General features: G+C 42.8%; 15 protein-coding genes. 9 read left to right on the plus strand and 6 right to left on the minus strand.

What is annotated here, in order from left to right:
• Positions 1-71 precede the first annotated feature (71 nt).
• The 4 genes from AC1XUD_RS16945 to AC1XUD_RS16960 all read left to right on the plus strand — a co-directional run bounded on the left by AC1XUD_RS16945 (position 72) and on the right by AC1XUD_RS16960 (position 8,426).
• Positions 72-1,634: a carboxylesterase/lipase family protein gene (locus AC1XUD_RS16945; protein ID WP_483362221.1), complete on the plus strand. Its 1,563-nt coding sequence runs from the start codon at positions 72-74 to the stop codon at positions 1,632-1,634.
• Between the two features lie 785 nt (positions 1,635-2,419).
• The gene (locus AC1XUD_RS16950; protein WP_483362222.1) at positions 2,420-2,743 is read left to right on the plus strand and encodes a DUF6660 family protein; all 324 of its coding nucleotides are present in this window, start codon (positions 2,420-2,422) and stop codon (positions 2,741-2,743) included.
• Between the two features lie 87 nt (positions 2,744-2,830).
• Positions 2,831-7,210 (plus strand): CusA/CzcA family heavy metal efflux RND transporter, encoded by a 4,380-nt coding sequence (locus AC1XUD_RS16955; protein WP_483362223.1) that lies wholly within the window; start codon positions 2,831-2,833, stop codon positions 7,208-7,210.
• A gap of 46 nt (positions 7,211-7,256) precedes the next feature.
• Positions 7,257-8,426, plus strand: a complete 1,170-nt coding sequence (locus AC1XUD_RS16960; protein ID WP_483362224.1) for an efflux RND transporter periplasmic adaptor subunit — start codon at positions 7,257-7,259, stop codon at positions 8,424-8,426.
• Between the two features lie 115 nt (positions 8,427-8,541).
• Here the strand turns inward: AC1XUD_RS16960 and AC1XUD_RS16965 are convergent, their stop codons facing one another.
• Entirely contained in the window at positions 8,542-9,285 is a 744-nt protein-coding gene (locus AC1XUD_RS16965; RefSeq protein ID WP_483362225.1) for a PIG-L deacetylase family protein, read from the minus strand.
• A gap of 638 nt (positions 9,286-9,923) precedes the next feature.
• Here AC1XUD_RS16965 and AC1XUD_RS16970 point away from each other — a divergent pair.
• On the plus strand, positions 9,924-10,307 hold the full coding sequence (locus AC1XUD_RS16970) for a hypothetical protein (RefSeq protein ID WP_483362226.1): 384 nt from the start codon (positions 9,924-9,926) through the stop codon (positions 10,305-10,307).
• A gap of 84 nt (positions 10,308-10,391) precedes the next feature.
• Positions 10,392-10,760: a hypothetical protein gene (locus AC1XUD_RS16975; protein ID WP_483362227.1), complete on the plus strand. Its 369-nt coding sequence runs from the start codon at positions 10,392-10,394 to the stop codon at positions 10,758-10,760.
• 142 nt (positions 10,761-10,902) lie between these two features.
• Here AC1XUD_RS16975 and AC1XUD_RS16980 read toward each other — a convergent pair whose 3' ends face one another.
• On the minus strand, positions 10,903-11,478 hold the full coding sequence (locus AC1XUD_RS16980; protein ID WP_483362228.1) for a Crp/Fnr family transcriptional regulator: 576 nt from the start codon (positions 11,476-11,478) through the stop codon (positions 10,903-10,905).
• Positions 11,479-11,708: 230 nt separating this feature from the next.
• Positions 11,709-12,080 (minus strand): hypothetical protein, encoded by a 372-nt coding sequence (locus AC1XUD_RS16985; protein WP_483362229.1) that lies wholly within the window; start codon positions 12,078-12,080, stop codon positions 11,709-11,711.
• A gap of 575 nt (positions 12,081-12,655) precedes the next feature.
• On the opposite strand from AC1XUD_RS16985, the gene AC1XUD_RS16990 reads away from it, so the two are divergent.
• Entirely contained in the window at positions 12,656-14,086 is a 1,431-nt protein-coding gene (locus AC1XUD_RS16990) for an RNA polymerase sigma factor (RefSeq protein ID WP_483362230.1), read from the plus strand.
• 58 nt (positions 14,087-14,144) lie between these two features.
• On the opposite strand, the gene katG is transcribed toward AC1XUD_RS16990, so the two are convergent.
• From katG to AC1XUD_RS17005, 3 genes are all read right to left on the minus strand, one after another.
• A complete protein-coding gene (gene katG / locus AC1XUD_RS16995) occupies positions 14,145-16,406 on the minus strand; it encodes a catalase/peroxidase HPI (RefSeq protein ID WP_483362231.1) in 2,262 nt (753 codons plus the stop codon).
• A gap of 1,766 nt (positions 16,407-18,172) precedes the next feature.
• Positions 18,173-19,456, minus strand: a complete 1,284-nt coding sequence (locus AC1XUD_RS17000) for an aminotransferase class V-fold PLP-dependent enzyme (RefSeq protein ID WP_483362232.1) — start codon at positions 19,454-19,456, stop codon at positions 18,173-18,175.
• A 147-nt stretch (positions 19,457-19,603) separates the two neighbouring features.
• Positions 19,604-20,353 (minus strand): M23 family metallopeptidase, encoded by a 750-nt coding sequence (locus tag AC1XUD_RS17005; RefSeq protein WP_483362233.1) that lies wholly within the window; start codon positions 20,351-20,353, stop codon positions 19,604-19,606.
• Between the two features lie 161 nt (positions 20,354-20,514).
• On the opposite strand from AC1XUD_RS17005, the gene AC1XUD_RS17010 reads away from it, so the two are divergent.
• Together AC1XUD_RS17010 and AC1XUD_RS17015 are read left to right on the plus strand one after the other, a co-directional pair.
• Positions 20,515-21,486, plus strand: a complete 972-nt coding sequence (locus AC1XUD_RS17010; RefSeq protein ID WP_483362234.1) for an aldo/keto reductase — start codon at positions 20,515-20,517, stop codon at positions 21,484-21,486.
• A gap of 257 nt (positions 21,487-21,743) precedes the next feature.
• A complete protein-coding gene (locus AC1XUD_RS17015; RefSeq protein WP_483362235.1) occupies positions 21,744-24,008 on the plus strand; it encodes a TonB-dependent receptor in 2,265 nt (754 codons plus the stop codon).
• The last annotated feature ends 132 nt before the right edge of the window (positions 24,009-24,140 follow it).

The following is a 24,140-nucleotide window of genomic DNA, read 5'->3' on the forward strand; positions in this document are numbered from 1 at the left end:
CTCGCGTCACCTTCAAGTAAACTATTCGCTCCACCCGCCTTTTGCTCAAAAGACAAGACCACTTTTGAGTTATGAAAAAACAACTGACACTTGCGCTGTTACTGACTATATCAGCCTTTACGGCAATAGCTCAGAAAAGCTCAGGGATTACTCCCGCAGCTGTCAAGATTGAAAATGGTATCATTTCGGGTATATCCGGAACCGACCCCAATATCAAAGTATTCAAAGGAATTCCTTTCGCCGCCCCACCGGTTGGGGATTTGCGATGGAAGGGGCCTCAGCCTGCAGCGAACTGGACAGGAATTAAAAAATGCGACACCTTCGGACCAAGTCCTATGCAAAATCCCCCTGTACCATTTGGGGTATACTCCAGCGAATTTCTGATTCCGGCCGAGCCAATCAGCGAAGATTGTTTGTATCTAAACATATGGACAAAGGCAAAGTCCACATCCGAAAAGCGCCCTGTTATCATATACATTTATGGAGGAGGATTTGTTAGCGGGGGCGGATCATGTCCTATCTATGATGGAGAAGCGATGGCAGAGAAAGGGATTGTTTTCGTGACAATTAATTACAGAGTCGGGGCTTTCGGTTTCTTCGCCCATCCCGAACTAACGAAAGAATCTCCATATCATGCGTCAGGAAACTACGCCATATTGGATCAGATTGCAGCATTGAAATGGGTTAAGAAAAACATTGCAGCTTTTGGAGGGGACCCAGATAATGTCACAATAGCCGGGCAGTCGGCGGGTGCCATAAGTGTGAACGCATTATCCGCCAGCCCTCTTGCCAAAGGATATTTTCATAAGATAATAGCAGAAAGTGGTGCATCCGTTGTGAAAGGTCGGTTTGGCGGGACGGAGAAATTGGAAAGTGCTGAGCAGAGAGGCATCACGCAGGCCAGAAACGCTGGAGCCCTAAACCTGACTGATCTACGAAAGTTACCCGCTGCGGATATATTAAAAACATTCAAAGGTGTTGGCTCGGTGATCGTCGATGGATATGTATTGACCAGTTCAATCCCAGACATTTTCGCCGCCGGTCTGAATGCCGATGTTCCTTTGTTAACAGGTTGGAACGCCACCGAAGCCAGTCCATCCACTACCATAACGACGTTCGACAAGTATCAGGAAAGTCTTATCAATGAATATGGCAACGATGCCCCGTTCGTCCTGAAATCATATCCGGCAACAACTGATGCGGACGTGGCAAAAGCCACGCAAGAGCTCGCTCGGGACAAAGGATTTGGTATTCAGAATTATTCATGGGCGAGAATTCAAAGTGAAAAAGGTAAATCAAAAGCATATCTTTATTTCTTTGAAAGACAGGTACCAGCAACCGGAGATTTGAAAAAATACGGCGCCTTTCATTCCGGCGAAATCACATATGCCTACGATAATCATAAAATGTTCCACCGGCCCTGGGAATTTGCAGATTATGAATTGGCAACGCTAATGTCGTCCTACTGGGTCAACTTTGCTACCAAAGGTGATCCGAACGGCGGTCAACTTCCGAAGTGGACACCGTTCAATAAGGATCAGGGAAATGTGATGGACTTCAACGTAAAATCCTCGATGATTAAACATCCTTCTTACGAAGCGCTAGAGTTTTTTTATGGAAGGGCTGTGAAGTAAAAACCACCTTCCCTCAACATATCGGATAATTGGAAAAGCCACTTAAGACAATTTTCAGGCATTCAAGGGTGCCAGACCAACTATGCATTTCTTCGGGTCCTAATCCAGTCAACTACCATTACGGCCGTTAAAAAGACACCTCCGCCTAACAGGACTCTGCCGCTGCTCCAATTCTGATTTATAAACAGGCTACCCAAAACAAGCAGCCCAAGAGCGGCAGCGAAGATTGTGATTCTGATTAAAGTGGAATAGATTTTCATTAAGTGATTGAAATTTATATAAAGACTTATAATCAATCTTATATGAGATGAATACGAGCAATATTTTGGTCAAACAGCCACTAAATCTGCGGATTGGCAACTTTCTACGAATATTGGAAATAGGTTCAACACATTTACCTTATATCACCCTTTCAGGGTTATACCTGCGCAGAAAATGTTTACATCTATAATAATATTACCACTTCGTGGTTGTTGACAGTCCAGGGAACTGACTTTATCAAAGCTAAATGTTTCAAAGAAGAAACGAACGACGGGAGGATCTTAGGAAGTCCAAAGGACTGATATTATTATAGCTAAATATGCTGAACAGAAATCCAGAACCGCGAAGTGGCGACATGACCTTTTCCCGAATCCACCATATTAGATTCCCCGAAGTATCTTGTGGTCACTTTTGACATTATATTGATGTTCTAAAAAAAATTCACCTCAATACGGCTTTCAAGAAAACGCTCCTCCCCCCTTCTTGCCTACCTGTTGCATATATTTTTCACATACCTTTACCATATGATGCGATTTGCTCTGATCATATTGGCTTTTTACACCGTTGCGCTTTCCTGCATTCCCTGTCAGGACGAAACGCCGGACGCTGTATATGGTGAATCGGTTTCAATTATCAGAACCGCTCCAATTGATCAAAATGCAACACATGCAGATTTGTGTTCCCCTTTTTGTATATGCAGCTGTTGCGCAGGAATTACGCTTCAAGAGGAAGTGGCCTGCCTTCCCCTCAAGGCTAGTGTCGTGATCTTCGAAGAACAGAATTTTACTTATACCACCAATTCCGACGGCGGAAATCTGTCGTCAATCTGGCAGCCGCCCCGTGCTTAGCATACCTGTATTTCTTAGTTTGGCTTAATACCGTCGCATTCGCGTAACGGCCATTATGCCCGTACATACACGTAAGCTAAAATTCCAATGTTAGATAAAATCATTCGTTTTTCAATTCAAAACAAACTGATTGTCGGAATACTCACGGCTGCGCTGATCATTTGCGGAGGTTATTCGCTCACGCGCCTTCCCATCGACGCCCTGCCAGATATTACCAATAACCAGGTTCAGATTATCACGTCAAGTCCTTCGCTGGCGGCGCAAGAAGTAGAACGCCTCGTCACCTTTCCGGTCGAAACTGCGATGGCAACGATTCCTAATGTCACCGAAATCAGGTCCATCTCCAGATTTGGCTTGTCGGTTATCACTATCGTCTTTAAAGAAAATATTGACGTATACTGGGCGCGGCAGCAGGTTTCGGAACGCCTGAAAACCGCTGGCGAGCAAATTCCGAAGGGTGTAGGATTTCCGGATCTGGCTCCGGTCACGACTGGTTTGGGGGAGATATACCAATATATACTCCATACCAAAAAAGGTTACGAGACCAAATATTCACCGATGGAATTGCGGAGTATCCAGGACTGGATCGTACGCCGGCAACTTTTGGGAACGGAAGGCGTGGCAGATGTCAGCAGTTTCGGAGGTTATCTGAAACAATATGAAATAGCCATTGATCCTTTCAAATTGCGCAGTTTTCAGATATCCATGAGCGATATTTTCTTGGCGCTCGAGAAAAACAACCAGAACACCGGCGGCGCATATATTGACAAAAAACCGAATGCTTATTTCATCCGGAGTGAGGGTTTGATCGGTAATCTCGACGATATAGGAAAAGTACAGGTGACAGAAACGCCGGAAGGCTTGCCGGTATTGATCAGGGATCTGGCAAAAGTCCGATATGGTCACGCTGTCAGATATGGAGCTATGACGCGTAATGACGAAGGGGAAGTTGTAGGCGGACTGGTGCTTATGCTCAAAGGTGCGAACTCGTCAGAGGTGATCGAAACGGTGAAAGAGCGTATTGAGCAAATACGCAAAACCTTGCCGGAAGGCGTTGTGATCGAACCGTTTCTGGATCGTACCAAACTGGTAAATAATGCCATCGGAACCGTCTCTAAAAACCTTGTCGAGGGTGCCTTGATTGTCATTTTCGTATTGGTCCTGATGCTCGGAAATTTGAGAGCCGGACTTGTGGTGGCGTCGGTTATCCCGTTAGCGATGTTATTTGCTGTTAGTATGATGAACCTTTTCGGTGTGTCCGGAAACCTGATGAGCCTCGGTGCTATCGACTTTGGCCTGATCGTCGACGGCGCAGTGATTATTGTCGAGGCAACGCTACATCACATATCGGGTAAAAAATATGCGCATCGATTATCACAAATCGAAATGGATCAAGAGGTATATGAATCCGCCTCAAAAATTCGGAATTCAGCAGCTTTCGGGGAAATCATTATCCTCATCGTTTACCTACCCATTCTCGCACTTGTAGGCATAGAGGGAAAAATGTTTCGCCCGATGGCGCAGACCGTAAGCTTTTCGATTTTGGGTGCTTTTATTCTTTCTCTGACTTATGTACCTATGGTTTCGGCCCTTTTTCTGAGCAAGAAAAATGATCATAAAATCAATATCTCTGACCGGATTACGGCTTTTTTCCATCGCATATATAAGCCCGTACTCACTTTTGCTCTGGGTCAAAGAATGATGGTTATATCTACTTCACTCCTGCTTTTTGCAGCGAGTATATACATGTTCCTGCAAATGGGAGGCGAATTTATTCCGCAATTGGATGAAGGAGATTTTGCTGTCGAAACGAGGGTTTTGGCCGGGAGTTCACTGTCCGAGACGATAGATGCGGTTCAAAAAGGGGCGAAATTACTTAACCATGAATTCCCGGATGAAGTGGTGGAAGTGGTCGGAAAGATTGGGTCATCCGAAATTCCGACAGACCCGATGCCCGTTGAAGCTGCGGATATGATGGTGATTTTGAGAGAAAAGTCAGCCTGGAAAAAGGCGAAAAACCGTGATGAACTGGCTGAGAAGATGCACGCTGCCCTGGACGAAGCAATCCCAGGCGTTACGTTCGGATTTCAGCAACCTATTCAAATGCGTTTTAACGAACTGATGACAGGCGTCAAACAGGATGTGGCCATCAAAATTTTTGGGGAAGACATGGAAACCCTGGCCACTCAGGCGAATAAAATAGGCAAACTGGTGCGTGAAGTTCACGGAGCCGAAGATGTATATGTAGAGGAAATCAGTGGCCTGCCGCAGATCGTCGTCGATTTTGATAGGGAAAAACTGGCGCGATTCGGTGTTAATATTGAGGATGCAAACAAAACCATTAATACCGCTTTTGCGGGAAGCTCGGCTGGTCTGGTATATGAAGGGGAAAAACGATTCGATTTGGTCGTAAGATTGGACCAGCAAAGCAGACAAGCACTGGACGATGTGCGTAAGTTGTTCATCACCACAAATCACGGGCAACAGATTCCATTGGAGCAGGTCGCTAATATTAGTATTAAAACAGGCGCAAATCAAATTCAGCGGGAAGATGCAAAGCGACGAATTACGGTGGCGTTCAACGTTCGGGGAAGAGATGTGGAAGGTATAGTAGAGGAAATTCAATCCAAAATCGATAATAAGATCAAACTGCCCACCGGATACTACGTAACTTACGGCGGACAGTTTCAAAATCTCCAGGAGGCAAGTAAACGTCTGAGTATTGCTGTTCCCGTTGCATTATTACTAATTTTCATATTACTCTTTTTCACATTCCATTCTCTGAAACAGAGTCTTCTCATTCTGACTGCCATTCCACTTTCTGCCATTGGTGGCGTAGTCGCCCTTTGGATGCGGGATATGCCGTTCAGTATATCGGCTGGAATTGGTTTTATAGCGTTATTTGGAGTGGCTGTTTTGAATGGAATTGTGCTCATTGCCGAATTTAATTTCCTGAGAACAGGAGGCGAAACCGATTTAAGAAAGGTCATTTTTCAAGGCACGGAAACAAGGCTGCGTCCCGTTTTGATGACGGCCTTAGTTGCATCGCTGGGTTTTTTGCCGATGGCCTTATCCACAAGTTCGGGAGCAGAAGTGCAGCGGCCGCTCGCTACTGTCGTAATCGGAGGGTTGGTGTCCGCGACTTTGTTAACGCTTCTTGTTTTGCCGGTTCTGTATCTGATATTCGAACGAGTTAAAGTTCTTCCAGTCAAAACATTATCCGTCTCTTTATTGATCATATGTTCAATACTATCGAGCCCGGATATACACGCTCAGAACAGCACGATCCGGAAAGTAGAATTGAATCAGGCCATTGAAGAGGCTTTTACCAAGAACCTGGAAATGAAATCAGGAGTATATCAGATCGACTACCAAAAGTCGCTTCTGAAGACCGCAAACGATATGCCTAAAACGGATTTATCGTGGATGGGTGGACAATACAACAGCCAAAAATTTGATAATCAGTTTACTGTATCCCAAAGTCTGCATCATCCCAAAGTAATATCGAGACGAAAAGATCTATTGTCTGAACAGGTAAATGGCGTTCAGGCCAAGCTCGAAGTTTCTAAGGCTGAGCTGGCAAGGGAAGTGAAAATCATATATTACGGCCTCTTGCTGACGAATGAAAAACGGGATCTGTTGTTGCAGGAAAGTAGCCGGATCGAGCGCTTTGTAAAAGCAGCCCAGCTGAAATATCAAACCGGCGAGGCTAATCAGCTCGAACTTTCGGTGGCACAAAGTGAGCAGGGAGATATAGCCATGCGGATTGTTCAGAATCAATCAGAACGTTTGAATCTTCAAAAGCAACTTCAAACATTGATTTATAGCCCGGATATCGTCGAACCGCAAGCCGATACACTTACGAAGCGAAGTCTTGCGGGTATATCATTAGATACGAGTGCTATTGTTGGAAATCCATACCTGCATTACTTGCGACAACAAATATTGATAGAACAAAAGTCAACTGCGGCGCAGCGCACAGCACTTTTACCGGGCTTTAGCATAGGCTATTTCAACCAGTCGCTGATTGGGCCGCAACTGGTCAATGGCAGCGAGGTATATTATAATGCCGGCAAAAGGTTTCAGGGATTTCAAGTCGGGGTGTCTATTCCGATTTTCAACGGAGCGGCCAAAGCACGTATTCAGGCATCGGAAATCAGCGAAAAATTGGGCGAAAATCAGTGGAAATTAACCAGCCTCCAACTGAATAGCAAACTGCAGCAAGGCATTCAAACGTACCAAAGTGCTGGTCAAAATCTGGATTTATACCAACAGAAAACACTGGTACTGGCAGACGCTATCGGCCACAATGCAACTCGCGCTTACGAGTCAGGGGAAATCGGATACATGGAGTTTTCCCAGGCACTGAACCGCGCATTGCATATCAGATCCACTTATCTGGATCTGCTCGATTCGTATAACCAGTCGGTCATTGAAATTGAGTTTCTGGTTAATAAACAAGATTAACACACATTATATCAATAGCTTAAGTCCATATTTGAAAGATATTCATATGAAAAATATAATAGTGTTCCTGCTTCTTCTCACATCTTTGGTCTCTTGCGATAAAAAGGAAGCAGAGCAGCAAAAACCGACTGAAAGACCACAGGAAGAAGCTGACAATAAAACAGTTGAATTGACGGAAGCCCAATATGAGACGGCGGGCGTCGAGACAGGCACGGCCACCATTCGCAATATCAGCGATGTCGTGACAGCCAACGGGGTGATTGATATACCCCCTCAAAATCTGGTGAGCATTTCCGCTCCCATGGGTGGATTTGTAAGAAAAACGGAGCTGCTGCAAGGTATGAATGTCAAGAAAGGACAGGTGCTGGCCATTATCGAAAACCCCGATTTTATTCAAATGCAGCAGGATTACCTTGAAACGCAAAGCAAGCTGGAATATGCAACGTTGGAACTCAACCGCCAAACGTTGCTCAGCAAAGAGAATATCAACGCACAAAAGGTTTTGCAGCAGGCAACTGCAGAGGCCAATACTCAGAAGGCGCGACTGGCTGGCTTGAAAGAACGACTCAAAACTGCCGGTATTAATCTGAATGTACTTGAAAAAGGGACAATTGTGAACAGTGCACCGATCTTCTCGCCAATCAGCGGTTCGGTTACTACCGTCAATGTGAATCTGGGTAAATATGTGAACCCAACTGACGTCATGTTCGAGATTGTCGATACCGATCACTTACATGTCGAACTATCTGTTTTTGAACAAGACATACCCAAAATCAAACTCGGGCAACTGGTACGTTTTACAGTCAGTAATAATCCTCAAAAAGAAGATCTGGCGAGAGTATATCTCATAAACCAAAAGATCAATGAGGATCGAACGGTTCGCGTTCATTGCCATTTGATGGAGGATGATCACGCTCTTTTGCCCCAAAACTTTGTAAAAGCCATTATCGAAACTGGTGCCAATCCAGTCACCGCCCTACCCGATCAGTCTATTGTTGATTTTGAAGGAAAGTCCTACATTTTCGCGGAACAAAAGCCTTTATCAGGAAACAAAAGTCTGATATTCGAAATCATCGAAGTGACCCGCGGAACTGCCGAAAATGGATACACGGAAGTAAAATTTCCAGCCGAATTTGATAGTAAAAAGGCTCGAATCGTCTTGAAAGGAGCATATGCACTTCTGTCAAAATTAAAAAACGCGGACGAAGAGGATTGAATTCCTGATGAAAAGACGGTCGCTAAAGACTTGCCAAGTTTTGAAAACTTGGTAAGTCTCAACCGCCGCCATGAGCATCTAAAACACCAATCGAAACCTTAGTGGCAAAAGAAAACTAAATTATTGCATTTTTCACATTTATCAACTTTACAAAAGCTTCTGCACCTTTAACACCGATTGACAGCCCCCTGAAATCTTCCATAATACCATGAAATTTGTGGTAAAATGCGTCTGAAATAAACCCCTGACTCGCATGGCAGAAAACTGCCTTGCGCTTCTGCTCCTGCGTATCTGTGATATTCACAAAATCTGTTGGATTGAAATTCTGGGTTTGTGAACCTGTATAAACCTCAAAAAAGTATAGCGGACATTTCTGACCCATCTGCAAATGAGCTTTCTGCGTTAAAAGACTGGCAGCCATATGGTCCTTGTGAGAGTCTACCGGCCAATGGGTAAAAACGATATCAGGATTTTCTGCTTCCAGCAACTTCTGAATCTTGGAATACCACTCATTGTTCACGACCGAATCGCCATCTACCTGCCCCGCAAAAACTGGCTTAGCCTTCAATATTTTACAAGCATTCTTGGCCTCCTGCGTCCGAATAGCCGCTGCATCCTGATGACTTTTCCCCGGAATTCCCGCATTCCCGTTGGTCAGATATATGATCGTCACCTCATGGCCGGCGTTAGCAAATTTGGCAAGCGTCCCGCCACAACCTGTCTCGGGATCGTCAGGATGTCCACCTACGCAAACGACCCTAAGAGGCTTTGTAAAGCGCACACTCCCATCAAAAGCAGAAGTCAATGGTAACGCCCCTAAACCGGCCACCGAACTTGTAAAGAAATTGCGACGATTCATTTTTTATAAATTATGGCTGGGTTGGAGATTCACTAAAAATGTGATGCTAATTAAAACAACACTGGAATAGCCACCACATCTGTATTTTTGAAGCTTCAAACTTTGATGTAGCGACATCAATCAACATAGATTGAATAATAATACAGAGGCTTGCGCCTAAATGGTTTTGATTTATAATTTACAAATGCAAAGCTGCTTAACTCCTTTTCGGTTGGTCCCCCTAGGCGTCAGCAGCTTCGCAGCGTTTAACTTTTCACATTAAACATTTTCAAATTTATGGAAATTTTAAAGAAAATGGCTCAGGTTTTAATCCTAGCCCTGATTTCATCTTTGTTTTTGATTGGATGTCAAAAGGATTATATCCCTGACAAAAACGAAACCTCTACGAATCTCTCCATTGACGAGGCCAATCATTTTTTGACAACAATTTATTACATGAAGCCGAAAATCAACGAACATTGAAAATCCGAAATTGGCCGAAACGTTAAAACCAATTGGATGCATTCAGACAAAACATAGAATATCACACTTCATCAGCAAATACTGTACGCCCGATCGCAAGTAATCCCAAATACAACAATTGATTACTATAGAAATGGGAAGAGAATTGGAGAATTCAGATTTAACCGCTAGTAATCATGTCGTATAATTTAATGGGTAAAAGTGAAATAAATAATTTTCATGAGATTATAAAGGTTATTGAAGAAGACTATAATTTTGAACATCTAGGCCATATCATCCATTATTTAGATAGGTTTGATAAAGATAGAAAAGATGATGATCCAGAGTTGAAAGATGCCCTTTTTACCGTTGTCAAGGAAATCTTAGATAGAGGCATAGCCACACCACTGTATAGCTTCGCCAATATGGCTCCTTTACCCGATCCGACTCCCGAGAATTCTGACGGTACGCTTGAATATCTGGACAAATACTGGGGAAATGACACAGATGAGAATGTGCAAACAAAACGAGATTTTTTATTATTTTTTCAAAAAAAAGTCTTGCCCCCGATTAAATTGTAGACGTGTCACCAAGAGGGATTCTGCGCTTGATTACTATAGAAATAGTAAGCCTATTGGCAAATTCCGATTTACTCGTTAGGAAACATGGCTTATAATATTTTAAACTCTAATGATATCAATAATTTCGAAATGATCATGGAGGTTATTGAAGAAGATCATAATTTTGAACACATAGCTGACATTATTTATTATCTTGATCGGTATGATACTAGTAGAAATATCTATAACCCAGAGCTCAAGGCTGCGGTATTCACAGTAGTAAAGGAAATAGTAGACAGACATATGTTAACACCCATATTTGGTGTTACGAGTTTGACTCCCAAACCAAATTCAATTCCTAGGAACTCAAAAGAAACTTTGGAATATATGGAAGCGAACTGGGGAAGTGACAATGATGAATGTGTGCAAACAAAAAGAAATTATTTGCTATTCTTCGAGAGAAAAAAATCTTAATATCCCATTAAGCAAATACCTCACGACAAAAGCTCGCTCAGTAATGAGTGAGCTTTTGCGGCTTTGGAGCAATAAAAACAGCCTGTCGTCAAAAGGATAGCGCACTAGTCAATTACACATTGACTACTCTGTCTATTTACCATTAAATTCCACGCTGCATATACTCCCTCCTCACACGGGATAAGTGTGTCGGAGTCATTCCCAAATAACTAGCTAAATGTTTCATCTGAACGCGATTTCCTAAAAATGAATGCGTCTCTATAAATTGGACATATCGATCATATGCAGTCAACATTTCCATTCCAAATCTGCGTTTCTCTGTTTTTAATAGACGATCCTGGACATTTTTGAAGGCATACTCCCGAAATTCAGAATGACTTTCTAATAAAGCCCGATATTCTTCATTACTGATTGAATATAACGTTACTGGAGTACATGCCTCGATAAATTCGGGGGAAGGGTTATTGCGAAACAAACATTCAGCTGAATAAACAAGCTGTCCTTCAGCTGCGAACCAGTTTGTCCATTCACTATCCAAATATTTTAGATAACATCGCACGACTCCCTTTTTTACCCAATATACTCGGTTTTGAAATTGCCCGGGCTCCAGAAGGATTTCTCCTTCCATAAAATCTTCATACACAACATTTTGGAAGATATCCGCTGAGACCTCTTCCCTGAGCGGGGAATGAAAAATGTAATCAAATATTGGGAGCATAGCGTGTTCTTTGAAAGTGGAATATTCATATAATTTTCAAAGTTTTTCACACGAACTCTCAATATATACTTTTAATGTAATAGATCGAAATTATTTGAAATTTAAAAAAGACACATATTCTTATACAAGAACATTAACTTCTGTTCTACCACTGAAAACGGGAAATTTGTCGTGCGGAGTGAAAACACCCTGCACGACAAATTTATCATACAACTAAAAAGTGATAATGCTTATGCAAAAAAGCTAGGTCTGCCCAAAAACTCCGGGTGCCAGCTTGAGTCTCTGCGTCTCAAAGCACGTGATATGGTTAACACTTCTTCAAGCCTTGCTTCCGAATCGCTCATCAGATCCTGGCTATATAGATATTCTCCGATAGCCTCCCACTCAAAAGAGTCGGTTTTGTAATCGTAGATACCTACCGGAATTCGGTCACCGTCTGTCATGAGCCTGCTCAAGAGAAGCTGTGCTTCCTCCTGAGACGAGCAGCCGCTGTGGTGATATACTCCTTCAAGCGTGTACAATACCGTATAACGGTTCGGTGAAACTTCCTGACTTACTTCTTTTGACTTATTGTCTTTTACAGATTTCAGTATTTGTATCATAATGATTTTCGTTTTGTGTGCGAATAAGTCGAGAACTCTATTGACCTGGCTTTGTAGTTGCTTGGTCGTAGTCAAAATAGGTATAATTCAATTATCACTTCCGCCCTCACATCTTCTCTATGCCATCTTACCGATGTTTCTCAGTTATATTCGCTAATTCTTGTTTTATTAAAATATTGATAAAAATAAGTAGCGCAAGTTAAATGTAACCACTTTACACTTACACCACATACAAATAAACGTATGTTGTATATCAATAGTTTATGATAGTTCATGTTATTTCGCAATATCATTAAATGTCAAAGCAAGTCATTTAAATAATACAATTTACAATCGATTACTTTCGCGTTAGAACATAAATATTTTTTTAGAAAACTGAGTAACCACAAAAGACCAAATCAGGAATATCAAAATGAAATAGTTATATATTACAATTTCCCACGTACTGTATTATGATCCAACCCATGCTGGTTCATTACGTTTGTTTAAAAGTAAAAACCTTCCTTCATCACATTTTTCCCAACATTAACTGCAACCATTCAGAAAAACAGCATCATTGAAATGTAGATTTCAGTATGGAGAAGGTTTCAAACAGTTTTTGGGAGGTTACTTACAGGCAGAACATTGCCCGGATGATAGGCGTTTGCTGTCGATATACGCAGGATCGCGAGACGGCGGAAGATCTCGCGCATGATGCTTTCCTGATTGCGATTGACAAGGTTTCCAGTTTTGAGAACAGAGGACCTTTCGAAGCCTGGTTGCGGCGTATTGTCGTGAATGTGGCTTTGCAATACCTCCGGAAGCAAAAGAATCAGGAAAAAATACATGGGAATCTTTCAGACCTCGCTACATTCAATGAGCTAATGGAGGAGGTTTCTAGCCATGAAGACAGTAGTTTTTCGGAAGCAGAGCTATTAGAGGCGATTGCCCTTTTACCCGAGCATCATCGACTTGTGTTCAACCTTTATGTGATCGATAATTTTACCCATGCCCAAATAGCCGAGCAGCTCGGTATCAGTGAGGGTACTTCAAAATCGCATTTGGCAAGAGCTCGTAAGAAGATTCGGGAATTGCTCCATCTGCAACTGCGAAAAAATAAAAAGCGCAGAAAGGCATTCTTTTTCCTTCTTACTCCTTATCAGATTTGGGATATAGATACATTGATTTCCAGTAGGTTAAAGGACTTATCAGTAGCCCCTTTGAAAAATCGACCAATCGATAACATTACTTCCGTCAATGGACCTATACCTAAACCCAGATCGCAAATTATTTCACGATTTTATTTAAAGTCAGGAGTTTTAGCCATTACAGGCGTTGTACTGTTAGTTGCCGTTTCAAATTTGCATATCATTTCATTCAAAGAAAGTCAGAATTCGACCATACCAGTGGCACCCAAAGCAACAAAAGTCAGCACTTTGGATGAGAAAATATACGAGGCAGAAAACGGAAATTTATTTTCTGATTCAATATCTGCCACCATTTCAGGAAATCCCATCATAGTTGAAAAAACGAAAAATGATATGGCAATGAAAAATTTCAAAACTTTGGGAGGATTACTGATCGCAGGTCTGGCTTTTGACTCAACTGCTATGCCAAAAGAGCTGCCGGTTTCTACTAAAAACCAGCCGATTACTGCGGTTCAAGTTCCTGAATCAACTCCTGACGTAGAAAGTATTAAGCAGTCCGAAACTGGCAAAGTCAAGCTGCTGACGGGTACATTTTATGCATCAAAACTATTTTGGTCGGAAACCAATAGCAAGTTGTTTCTTCTAGGAGACGATGTAAGAGTAGATCTCAACACCCAGAAATTTAAAGGTAGCGGCAAATTCTCGTTCATTAATCATCTAACCTATGTAATTGTCGATGGTACGCAAATGAAACTGAACGAGACCATCTACCTGGAAAAGAAGAAATATCATCTGAATGAGCTGACAGAATCAGAAGGTTTCAAGAAATATGGCGAGAAAGGAAAATCGGGCGTTATTGAGATTACGATAGCTGAATAGCAGTAAAGGGCGCCTCAAATTTACCGAGACGCCCTTTTACTCTATATCAAACTCATAATCAAGCCAGATCAAACCGATCCAAGTTCATCACTTTGGTCCATGCAGCTGCAAAATCTTTGACGAATTTGTCATGCGCGTCTGCACTTCCGTATACTTCTGCGATCGCTCTCAGTTCGGAGTTCGAACCGAAAACAAGGTCTGCACGAGTGGCCGTCCATTTAGGCTGACCAGTGGAACGGTCGCTTCCCAGATATACTTCTTTGTCATCAGAAAGAGCCTTCCATGAGGTACTCATATCGAGCAGATTAACAAAGAAATCGTTGGTAAGTTGACCCGGTCTCGCCGTGAAAACACCGTGCTTTGAACCATCGAAATTTGTATCCAATGCCCTTAATCCACCTATCAACACCGTCAATTCCGGGGCCGTAAGTGTCAGTAATTGAGCTTTATCAATTAGCAACGCCTCAGTAGGTGCAGTGAATTTGGCTTTCTTATAGTTACGGAAACCATCAGCGAGCGGCTCCAAATGACCTATGGATTCCACATCAGTTTGCTCCTGTATGGCATCCATACGTCCGGGAGTGAAAGGGATCGTGATTGTGTTTCCCGATGCTTTTTCAATCGCAGCATCTCCACCTAATACGATCAAATCCGCGATAGATACTTTTTTAGCACCGCCCTGATTGAATTCTTTTTGAATACCTTCCAAAACATTCAAAACCTTCTGCAACTGCACCGGATTGTTAACTTTCCAATCTTTTTGCGGTGATAAACGAATACGAGACCCATTTGCACCACCACGTTTATCAGAACCGCGGAATGTGCTCGCAGAAGCCCAGGCTGTGGAAACCAGCTCCGATATAGTCAGTCCGGATGCTAATATTTTGGCTTTTAAGTCTGGAACATTAAAATCCTGTAGCAACTCATGATCCACAGCAGGGATTGGGTCCTGCCAAATCAGTACTTCTGCAGGAACATCCGGTCCAAGGTATCGAGCGCGAGGACCCATATCACGGTGTGTTAATTTGAACCAGGCACGCGCAAAAGCGTCTGCAAATGCGTCCGGGTTTTCCAGAAAGTTTCTTGAAATTTTCTCATATATTGGATCAACGCGCAAAGAAAGGTCGGTTGTCAGCATCGTTGGCGCATGCTTTTTGCTGCTGTCAAATGCGTCAGGAATAATCCCCTCAGCGTCCTTGGCAACCCACTGGTGGGCTCCACCCGGACTTTTGGTCAATTCCCATTCAAAGCCAAACAGGTTTTCAAAGAAGTTATTGCTCCACTTGGTAGGGGTTGTAGTCCATATTACCTCCAGACCGCTCGTAATTGCGTCAGGCCCCGCACCGGAGCCAAAGCTATTGCTCCAACCCAGTCCCTGCAATTCCACATCCGCTGCTTCCGGTTCCTTGCCTACATGCTCGGAAGGCGCAGCGCCGTGGGTTTTACCAAAACTATGTCCACCGGCGATCAATGCAACGGTTTCTTCATCGTTCATGGCCATACGACCGAAAGTCACGCGGATGTCATGCGCTGCTGCAACTGGATCAGGATTACCGTCCGGACCTTCCGGGTTAACGTAAATTAGACCCATATGAGCCGCTCCCAGCGGATCTTCAAGTTTTCCGGAATGGATTCTTCCATCGGCATCCTCATCGGTTGAAAGTGTTCCGTTTCCACTTGGTTCACCCGAAGAACCTTTGGCATAGCGATGGTCATTACCCAACCAGGTTGTTTCCGCCCCCCAGTAAACGTCTTCATCCGGCTCCCAAACATCAGGACGGCCGCCAGCAAAACCAAATGTTTTGAAGCCCATGGATTCCAGAGCAATATTACCTGCAAGAATCATCAAATCGGCCCAGGAAAGACTGCGACCATACTTTTGTTTGATCGGCCATAGCAACCGACGCGCTTTGTCCAAACTCACATTATCTGGCCAGCTGTTTAAAGGAGCGAAACGCTGTTGTCCGGCTCCTGCACCTCCCCGGCCGTCACCGACGCGATAAGTACCGGCACTGTGCCATGCCATACGGATAAATAAAGGACCGTAATGTCCAAAATCAGCCGGCCACCAGTCTTGTGAATCTGTCATGAGTGCATGCAGATCTTGCTTCACAGCAGCCAGGTCAAGGCTCTTGAAAGCTTCAGCATAGTTAAAGCCCTCCCCCATCGGATTTGTGAGCGATGAGTGTTGACGAAGTATACTCAACTTTAGTTGGTTCGGCCACCAGTCACGGTTTCTGGTGCCACCTCCTCCAACATTTTGCTGCAATGTGCCATTATGAAACGGGCACTTACTGATGTCATTTGATTCTTTTCCCATTTTATAAGTTCATGTATTAAACCAATACTTGTTTGTATTTCTTTCAGGGCAATAAAGGTATATCATTGATTCTAATAATCAAATTCGATTGTTTCTATGTTTCAATAGTTAAAATCTATATTAACAAAATAGTCAATTCAGTGCTACAATTAACTGTTTGAAGTGCATTGGTTTACAATTTAAAAACTTTCACGCAAACATTGAATAGTACCACCGACACTAATTAAAGGAGGTAAGTTCATATAGGCTAACATCTATTCACATTCTAAATATCTTTTTGTTCTTATATCGCTCGCTGGATTTAAGCTCTGTCACATTTTTAGAAAAAGCAATCTAGTCTTTGGCATACAAGCTTGAGACTGCCATCAAAACGAGACGATGATGTCATCCCTTCGGGATTTATATCCTGTCTTCCTCCTCTCTGCTACAATCATTTCATCCCTTCGGGATTGTCTAATACGATATTACGCTTATCATCTGTGGTTTACCACCTCAGAAAAAAGCCTGAAAGGCTGGCCCTTCGGGATTTATATCCTGTCTTTCTCCTCTCTGTTATATTCATTTCATCCCTTCGGGATTGGCTAAAACGGTATTACGCTTATCTGTCATTTACCACCTCAAAAAAAAGCCTGAAAGGCTGGCCCTTCGGGATTTATATCCTGTCTTTCTCCTCTCTGCTATAATCATTTCATCCCTTCGGGATTTTCCAAAACGATATCACGCTTATCATCTGTCGTTTACCACTTCAGAAAAAAGCCTGAAAGGCTGGCATGATTATAGAAAGTAGAGGGCATCAGAATTCACAAAACCCCGAAGGGGTGATATGAGCAAATTCATCATTAGCCATTTGGACACGATTATTTCAAAATAAAATCAGGTTATAAGCCTTCTTAGCTCTGTCACATTTTTAGAAAAAGCAATCTAGTTTTAGGTATACAAGCGTGACACTGCCATCAAAACGAGACGATGATGTCATCCCTTCGGGATTTATATCCGGTCTTTCTCCTCGCTGCTATAATCATTTTATCCCTTCGGGATTGCCTAAAACGGTATTACGCTTATTTGTCATTTACCACCTCAGAAAAAAGCCTGAAAGGCTGGCATTATTATAGAAAATAGAGGCCGTCAGAATTTACGAAACCCCGAAGGGGTGATATGAGCAAATTCATCATTAGCCATTTGGACACGATTATTTCAAAATAAAATCAGGCTATAACCCTTCTTGGCTCTGTCACATTTTTAGAAAAAGCAATCTAGTTTTAGGCATACAAGCTTGACACTGCCATCAAAATGAGACGATGATGTCATCCCTTCGGGATTTATATCCTGTCTCCCTCCTCTCTGCTATAATCATTTCATCCCTTCGGGATTATCTAATATGGTATTACGATTCATTTGCCATCTACCATTATAAAAAGAAAAGACCGGCATTGGTGTCGGAAATACTACAATCATTTCATCCCTTCGGGATTGTCCAAAACGGTATTACGCTTATCTGTCCTTTACCACCTCAGAAAAAAGCCTGAAAGGCTGGCATGATTATAGAAAATAGAGGGCGTCAGAATTCACAAAACCCCGAAGGGGTGATAAGATCCTATTATCAAGAACAATTTGGACACGATTATTTCAAAATAAAATCAGGTTATAAGCCTTATTACATAAAACCTTGAAAGATCATAAAAACGAAAGCTCGCAAAGAGGTCAACTTATTCCCCTTAGCGAGCTTTGCTCTAACTTTTTTACTTTAAGTACGACCCAAAAAACCTTTATACCTTCTTGGCAATCTTGTCTAACGCATCTACAAACCGATCAAGATCACTTATTTTGGTATATACGTGAGGTGTCACGCGTACACACTGGATTTTTTCGTAGCTAATCCCAACAGTATGGATTTTGAAATCATTGAACAGTTTGCTGTCCAGCTCAGTCGGCTTCAGACCATCAATACTCACCCCGGCGATAGCACAAGAATATTCAGGTTTTAATGAAGTATGAATTTTCACCCCAGGGATCTGTAACGCCTTTTCTGCCCAGTATTTTTTGAGATAGTGAATCCGCTCCTGCTTACGTTTTGTGCCGATTCCTTCCTGAAAATTAACCGCCTCACCAATGGCCTGTTCAATACAAAAACTTCGGGTACCCAAGGTTTCGAATTTCCGGATATCTGCACTTGTTGGTTCGTGATTACAAACCAGGGGCCATATTTTAGCTATTTTATCTTTCTTCACCCACATCATTCCACTTCCGACAGGCGCACTCAAAAACTTGTGCAAACTCGTTCCGAAGTAATCACATTCCAGATCAGGAATTTTGAAATCCAGCAAAGCAAATGAATGAGCACCATCCACAATCACTTCGATACCTCTCTTATGCGCCATTTGACTGATCTTCTTCACCGGCATAATCTGCCCCACCCAGTTGATTATATGGGTAATATGGATGATTTTAGTATTCGGCGTAATCGCATCTTCATATGCTTTTACGATCGTCTCGTCGTTTTCGATTGGGAAATCGAAAGAGAGCTGTTTGTAAACAATACCATCACGCAGCTGTCTTTGTTTCCACGCATTCATCATATTCGGATAGTCTTGCTTCGTGCCGATTACCTCGTCACCTTTCTGCAAAGGCAACCCGAAAATGATTGTATTCAATGCTTCCGTAGCATTTCTGTTGATTGCAATTTCTTCAGGATCACAGCCACCCAAAGTTGCCAAACGTTGCCTCAAAGGCTCCCTTCCCTTATCTATAATCCGCCACATGTAATAAGAAGGCCCCTGAGCGGCCTCCTTGTTATACTTATCCAGCGCCTGCTGAACTGCCAGTGGCGATGGAGACACGCCCCCGTTGTTCAGGATCAGAATTTCGCTTTTGCTGGCAGTATATGCATCCTGAATCACCGACCAATAGTCTTCATTGTTACCGCCCGGCGTCCAAAGCTTTTCAGCGGACTCAAGTTCGGCGGCATGTATTTGATTATAGAGGCTCTCGGCCCCAAATGCGCCAATGCCAATAGCGGCACTTTTTTTGAAAAACGATCGACGACTGCTCATAGTTAAGTGTTTATAGAATAGTAATTGAGTGATTTAATATCAAAAAACCAAATAATCAACCCTTGACAATATCTGTCCACAAATGACCAAACCTAACACCCTCCGACCACTTCCTGCAAAAGAATGACGACTCATGACCCTCGACCTTCACTGCTTAATCGTCGCACTCAGCAGCCATTCATATGTATCCTGTGGTTCAGGAAGTCCATCTTCTCCTATTTTCAGACTCATCAAATGGAGGTGTGTCGGTGACCTCGGTTTAGAGGCGTTGAAACCCGATCTTCCCATCTCGGCGATTTTGTCCCCTGCTTTCACCCACTGGCCCGGATGCGCATATATTAAACTATTATGGGCATAATAAAATAATGTTTCCAGGCAAGGATCATATATCCATATCCAATTTCCACCGCGTAACTCACTGTCGTACTGCCAGTTAACCTCCGTAGCAAGTACTATACCCGACGTAAAGGCGAGGACGTCGACAGGCTGCCAGGTTCTGTCATCCAGCTCATCCCTGTTTTTATCCCGAACAAAAATATCCTGGGCCGGGTGGCTGCCTCTCACTTCCATATCAAAAAGATCGAAACCATCTGGTTTATACCCTTTTCCACGTCCGCCAATTGACTCGCGAGGGGTATATCCGTAGACAGGAAATACGAAATGAGTGGAATCAATTGCGGCACAGGAATCTTTGGGTAAGAGCGTTTTCAAATCTCTCATATTTTCCTGAAATGCCCGTGCTGCACTATCCGGCGAAATCAGACTATATCGTATGTTATCCTGAATTTTCTCAAAAACGGAGCAGTAGTGAAGCAATTTCAAAGAAGGGACGGGCTCATATGTCCAACCCGATATGAGCACAATCAACATAATCCCTGCAGTTCTTTTCACGCTCATCCACACTAACTGTTTCTTATACAACAACTTAACCAAATTATTTATGAATCACTAATTTATTTAAACTACCGAACTAAGGTAATATATCCAAACAAAGTATTTTCGTGTAATTATAAATGTTTTCTTAAATCCTTTTTAATACACATAAAACAATCACAATAATGCAATACCGACGTTTTGGGCGTACCAATTGGAATGTAAGTGAGTTAGGATACGGAATGTGGGGACTGGCCGGATGGAGCGGTTCTGACAGAAAAGAAACAGACGACTCGCTGGACTTGGCGGTGGAATCAGGCGCGAACTTTTTTGATACTGCCTGGGGATATGGCGAAGGGTTGAGTGAGCAGATTCTCGGGGACCTGATCCGCAGAAATCCGGATAAAAAGATATATGCAGCAACGAAAATTCCCCCGAAAAACCGTCAGTGGCCTTCACTTGCAGGTTCAAGTCTGGATGACGTTTTTCCAGCAGATTACATCGTTGAATATACCGAGAAGAGCCTTCAGAATTTGCGCGTAGAACAGATTGATCTACTGCAATTTCACGTTTGGGAGGATGCCTGGGCAGAACGCGACGAATGGAAAGAGGCAATTCAGAAATTGACGAAAGAAGGAAAAGTGGAGCGTTGGGGAATTAGTGTAAATCGCTGGGAACCGGATAATTCACTTCAAACCATCAAAACGGGGTTGATTGATGCCGTTCAGGTGATCTATAATATTTTCGATCAGGCGCCGGAAGACAACCTTTTCCCGCTTTGCCGTGAACTGGACGTTGCAGTTATAGCGCGCGTACCGTTCGACGAAGGTACATTAACGGGAACTTTCACATTGGATACCAAATTCCCGGCCGACGACTGGCGATCCACTTATTTTGTACCGGAAAACTTGAAGTCGAGCGTTGAACATGCAGAAGCTTTGAGAGCCGATATCCCGGCCGGAATGACGATGCCTGAGCTGGCTTTACGATTTATTCTTAATAACCCAGACGTTCATACAACCATTCCAGGCATGCGTAAACTTCCACACGTTCGTGCTAATATAGCGACCAGCGATGGCGTTCGTTTGAGCACAAGTTTGGCGGAAAAATTAAAAAACCACCGTTGGGATCGTACACCGACAGAATGGTCGCAATAGTATTTTGACTTTAATTATATAGAGTGCCGTTATCAAATTCTTGCCCGCTGTGTTTTTCATGGCGGGTTTTTTATTTCTACAAATACTTACATATCAAAATGTTATAAAAATAATCTATACAGATTGCAATGTATATGTTAGGCTACCTAATTCCATTTATTCAATAAGCCTGAAAATATATTTTATATTATTGATTATTTTTTTAGATTTGTCTAAATTTAAATTGCAGCCTATATGAACACTATTTTCAGCGCACTATGAAACAACTCATACTATACACACTTTTACTTTTATCAATCCAAGTTTCCGGACAGTATCAGCTTTCGGGGAAAGTGACACTGGAGGCTGGCAACGAGCCGGCTTTCGGTGCCTCTGTCTACATTGAGCAATTGGGCCTCGGGACTACTGCCGACACCGCAGGATTTTACAGTGTAAAGAATATCCCCAAAGGAGTATATACCCTGAAGATCAGATACATTGCCTCTCCAACCATCACCGAAAGAAATACGCTGATTGACAAAAACATAAATAAAAATTTCGTCATCAAATCTGGGGAAAATGCATTGGAGGAAGTAGTGGTGACGGGTACGATGAAGGAAGTTTCGAAACTGGACAGCCCTGTTCCTGTCGATATTATCACAGCAAAATTTATATATAAAAACCCTGTACCCAGCATATTTGACGGACTCAGCTACGTAAATGGAGTTAGGCCCCAGCTCAATTGCAATGTCTGTAATACAGGTGATATCCACATCAATGGACTGGAAGGCCCATATACAATGGTATTGATCGACGGTATGCCGATGGTCAGCGGATTGTCAACTGTATATGGTCTTTCAGGTATACCGAATAGTCTCATTGACCGTGTTGAGATTGTGAAAGGCCCTGCGTCTACACTATATGGTTCAGAGGCGGTGGGTGGATTGATCAATATTATTACCAAAAGTCCATCGAAGGCTCCCAGGATATCAGCAGATGCATTCAGCACCACCTGGCAGGACTACAATTTGGACCTGGGTGTAAAATTCACTGCGGGCGGAAAGGCGAATGCGCTGGTTGGCGTCAATTATTTCAATTATCAAAATCCAAAGGACAACAACCATGACGGCTTCACAGACCTTACTTTACAGAAAAGGATTTCGATATTCAATAAGTGGTCGTTTGACAGAAGGGATAAAAAACAGGCAACGATCGCAGCAAGGTATTATTATGAGAATCGCTGGGGAGGAGAAATGAACTGGAACAAGTCATATCGTGGTGGAAGTGAGGTGTATGGCGAAAGTATTTACACCAAACGATTTGAAGTTTTGGGGAATTATGAATTGCCCGTTGCCGAAAAACTATTGTTTCAGTACTCTTTCAGCAGCCATGATCAGAATTCGGTTTACGGAGCAGTGCCGTTTATCGCCGATCAAAAAATTGTGTTTGCGCAATTGCTTTGGGATAAGATCGTCAAGAATCACAGTTTGCTGATAGGATCGCCTTTCAGGTATACTTTTTACAACGATAACACGACAGCAACAAGGTATACTGACGGCAAGGATCGGCCGGATAACATTTTTTTGCCGGGCCTGTTTGTTCAGGACGAAATATCGATCAACAGCAATCACAAATTGTTGGTGGGCATGCGATATGACTACAATAGCCGCCACGGAAGCATATTCACTCCGCGGCTCGCTTACAAAGTCAAGCTGAATCAAACTGATGTGATCAGACTTAATTTCGGGCGTGGATTCAGAATTGTAAACCTGTTTACCGAAGACCACGCGGCTTTGACCGGATCGAGGCAGGTGATATTAAAAGAGGAACTCAAACCAGAGCAGAGCTGGAATGCTAACCTCAATTTTGTCAAGAAAATCGTAATCGGAAATTCATTTCTGGGCTTGGACGCATCGGCTTTTTACACCTATTTCACCAACCGCATCCTGCCTGACTACGACACTAATCCTAACCAGATTATATACGACAACCTGAATGGGTATGCCGTTTCAAAAGGAATATCATTAAATATTGATGTAAATTTCCCTTTCCCACTCAAAATATTTGCAGGTGGTACGTTAATGGACAACTTTCAGCATGAAGATGGCAAAAGCTTCCGTCCTGTTCTGACCGAGAAAGTCACAGCGGTGTGGAGTATATCATATGAAATCGCCAAAGCGGGTTTTTCTTTCGACTATACAGGAAATTTGTATGGCCCGATGCGCCTTCCTCTGCTAAGCGAAACCGATCCAAGAGCGGCAACTTCGCCAGTTTGGTCGCTGCAGAATATTCAGATGACGAAGAAATTTCGGAATGGTTTAGAGATATACGGCGGCATTAAAAATCTTCTGAATTTCACCCCACCAGCCAATTCCATCGCCCGTTCCAATGACCCGTTTGATAAAAATGTGAAGTTTGATAACAATGGTCAAGTGCTGGCCACTCCGGATAATCCTTACCGTTTAACCTTCGATCCATCCTATGTTTTTGCCCCGAATCAAGGTATCAGAGGCTTTGCAGGATTACGATATACATTGCAGTAAAAACCTCCTTTTCTTGTCAAAAACGGTATTTTTAAAACCAAACTATATAACTATTCGAAGTTCATTAAAATTTATAATGTTGATTTTCATTGCATTGTATCAGGACTGATTGTATATTTGTCGCATCAACTT

The organism is Dyadobacter sp. HNCC25DJ184, assembly GCF_056895215.1.

What these genes read in the sequence shown, in the direction of transcription:
- AC1XUD_RS16945 (WP_483362221.1), top strand. Translation starts at nt 72, where the DNA reads ATGAAAAAACAACTGACACTTGCGCTGTTACTGACTATATCAGCCTTT.
- AC1XUD_RS16950 (WP_483362222.1), top strand. Translation starts at nt 2,420, where the DNA reads ATGATGCGATTTGCTCTGATCATATTGGCTTTTTACACCGTTGCGCTT.
- AC1XUD_RS16955 (WP_483362223.1), top strand. Translation starts at nt 2,831, where the DNA reads ATGTTAGATAAAATCATTCGTTTTTCAATTCAAAACAAACTGATTGTC.
- AC1XUD_RS16960 (WP_483362224.1), top strand. Translation starts at nt 7,257, where the DNA reads ATGAAAAATATAATAGTGTTCCTGCTTCTTCTCACATCTTTGGTCTCT.
- AC1XUD_RS16965 (WP_483362225.1), bottom strand. Translation starts at nt 9,285, where the DNA reads ATGAATCGTCGCAATTTCTTTACAAGTTCGGTGGCCGGTTTAGGGGCG.
- AC1XUD_RS16970 (WP_483362226.1), top strand. Translation starts at nt 9,924, where the DNA reads ATGTCGTATAATTTAATGGGTAAAAGTGAAATAAATAATTTTCATGAG.
- AC1XUD_RS16975 (WP_483362227.1), top strand. Translation starts at nt 10,392, where the DNA reads ATGGCTTATAATATTTTAAACTCTAATGATATCAATAATTTCGAAATG.
- AC1XUD_RS16980 (WP_483362228.1), bottom strand. Translation starts at nt 11,478, where the DNA reads ATGCTCCCAATATTTGATTACATTTTTCATTCCCCGCTCAGGGAAGAG.
- AC1XUD_RS16985 (WP_483362229.1), bottom strand. Translation starts at nt 12,080, where the DNA reads ATGATACAAATACTGAAATCTGTAAAAGACAATAAGTCAAAAGAAGTA.
- AC1XUD_RS16990 (WP_483362230.1), top strand. Translation starts at nt 12,656, where the DNA reads ATGGAGAAGGTTTCAAACAGTTTTTGGGAGGTTACTTACAGGCAGAAC.
- katG (WP_483362231.1), bottom strand. Translation starts at nt 16,406, where the DNA reads ATGGGAAAAGAATCAAATGACATCAGTAAGTGCCCGTTTCATAATGGC.
- AC1XUD_RS17000 (WP_483362232.1), bottom strand. Translation starts at nt 19,456, where the DNA reads ATGAGCAGTCGTCGATCGTTTTTCAAAAAAAGTGCCGCTATTGGCATT.
- AC1XUD_RS17005 (WP_483362233.1), bottom strand. Translation starts at nt 20,353, where the DNA reads ATGAGCGTGAAAAGAACTGCAGGGATTATGTTGATTGTGCTCATATCG.
- AC1XUD_RS17010 (WP_483362234.1), top strand. Translation starts at nt 20,515, where the DNA reads ATGCAATACCGACGTTTTGGGCGTACCAATTGGAATGTAAGTGAGTTA.
- AC1XUD_RS17015 (WP_483362235.1), top strand. Translation starts at nt 21,744, where the DNA reads ATGAAACAACTCATACTATACACACTTTTACTTTTATCAATCCAAGTT.